This is a genomic window from Cellulophaga sp. BC115SP (assembly GCF_009905545.1).
Taxonomy (GTDB): Bacteria; Bacteroidota; Bacteroidia; order Cytophagales; family Spirosomataceae; genus Flectobacillus; species Flectobacillus rivi.
Genome location: NZ_JAAALB010000128.1, coordinates 1 through 1,721, shown reverse-complemented (window position 1 = coordinate 1,721; position 1,721 = coordinate 1). Strand labels below are relative to the sequence as shown.

Sequence of the window (1,721 nt, the reverse complement as noted above, 5' to 3'; positions counted from 1 at the left end):
TTTTTGGGTAAAAGATGCCAATAAGTGCTTAGCCACCTCACAACTATCAGCTACAGAGCCAGCCCTCCTAGACTTAAGTCTATTATCAAAATCTAATCCTTTATGCCTAGGTGAGTCAAATGGAATTGTACAACTTAAGGCAACAGGAGGAAATGGAGGCAATATTTATTGGCAAGATAATGCAACCAAGCAATCAAACGACCGATTTATAGGGCTAACTCAAGGGCAATACACCTATAAAGTAGTGGACCGCAAAGGTTGCCAAGATACCGTTCGATTAGTCGAGCTCAAATGGCCTGCAGCCATATTGGCTCAAGTGAGCAAGTCAATACCTATTTGTTATGGTACAAACACGGCTAAGCTCAATGTGCAAGCATCTGGAGGTGTTGGTACATTTACGGCCGTATTAAGCAATACCAATTTAAACAAAACCATAGCATTAAACAGTGGAAAAGGAGTATTTGATTCACTGAATGCAGGAAACTATCTTGTCAAAATCAAAGATGCTAATGGCTGTCAATTACAACTGACCAACACCATTCAAGAAACAGACAGTCTAGAAACTTTTGTACTAGGATCAGGTAAAGGAGCAGACACGCTTTGTATCGGACAAAGTATTACGCTGGATGCAAAAAATAAAGGGAAAAATATTCGTTGGTATTTCAACGGTACCGAAGGTATAGATGAGCTAGCCCGTGCAAATCAATCTACCTATACCATTGTTTCTCCAGGTATTTACAAAGTATCAGTATCTAACAAAACAGGATGTACGGTCGAGAAAAGCTATACCCTCACAAATAGCAAAAATGCACTGAAGGCAGATTTTACTTTAGCCACACAAGCATTTGTTGGAGATACGATTGTTGCATTGGATGTCACCAAACCTGTTCCTGACCGTATTGTCTGGTTTATACCCAATAGCTCAATCCTTGTTAGCAAAAACTCAAATAAAGTAGTATTCATTCCTACTACAGAAGGAGAAAAAACTGTGGCTATGTACGCATATTTGGGTAGTTGTGAAAACTATTTAGTCCGTAGTATAAAGATATTCAGACCCGAAGATATCGATGATACAGATTCACTGTATTTCTACCAAAACAACCCAGTCACCTCTGCAATCATATTTCCGAACCCTAATCAAGGGCAGTTTTTTTTGAAGCTCAAAGCGAGATTGAGTACGGATGTGTCTGTTCGATTGGTTAGAGTTGCCACAGGAGAAACGGTGTATACCAAGACTTATCAAATAGCAGAGAAAGATGTTAATACAACACTATCATTTCCTTTTGACCTCGATTTAAGGATGGGAGCATACTCCATGATAATAGAAGCTAATAAGCAAAAAATCACTAGGCAAGTAATGATAACAGATTATTGACCTAAGAGTTTATTGCACAATTTAAAGTAGAAATAGAATATAGGTACAATTGCTAGTCTGTTTGGATACACCTCCTACAGACTAACATCCAACTGAAGACTTAATATGAAAAGAACCTTTATTGCACTTACATCTATCATTTGGGTAATGTTATTGATAAGTATCACTTTTCCTGCCTTCTCAGGTGACGATATGCCCAAAGATGCCTATGAAATGTCAGAGGAAGAATCTCTAAAGTCCGGTATCCGTCCTTTACGATTAGAAAACCAAACCGTCATGCCAAGACATGATGGAAGACATTATTTTATAGATGATGGACGAAGTGTATTGCCTTCTGCAACGGATG

At 38.5% G+C, this 1,721-nt stretch carries 2 protein-coding genes; both read left to right on the top strand.

The window, feature by feature from the left end; all coding sequences use genetic code 11:
- On the top strand, positions 1-1,375 hold a 1,375-nt coding region (locus tag GVN22_RS27170), incomplete at its 5' end, for a hypothetical protein (protein WP_205691059.1).
- A gap of 105 nt (positions 1,376-1,480) precedes the next feature.
- The coding region (locus GVN22_RS27165) for a hypothetical protein (protein ID WP_166554138.1) at positions 1,481-1,721 on the top strand (241 nt) is incomplete at its 3' end.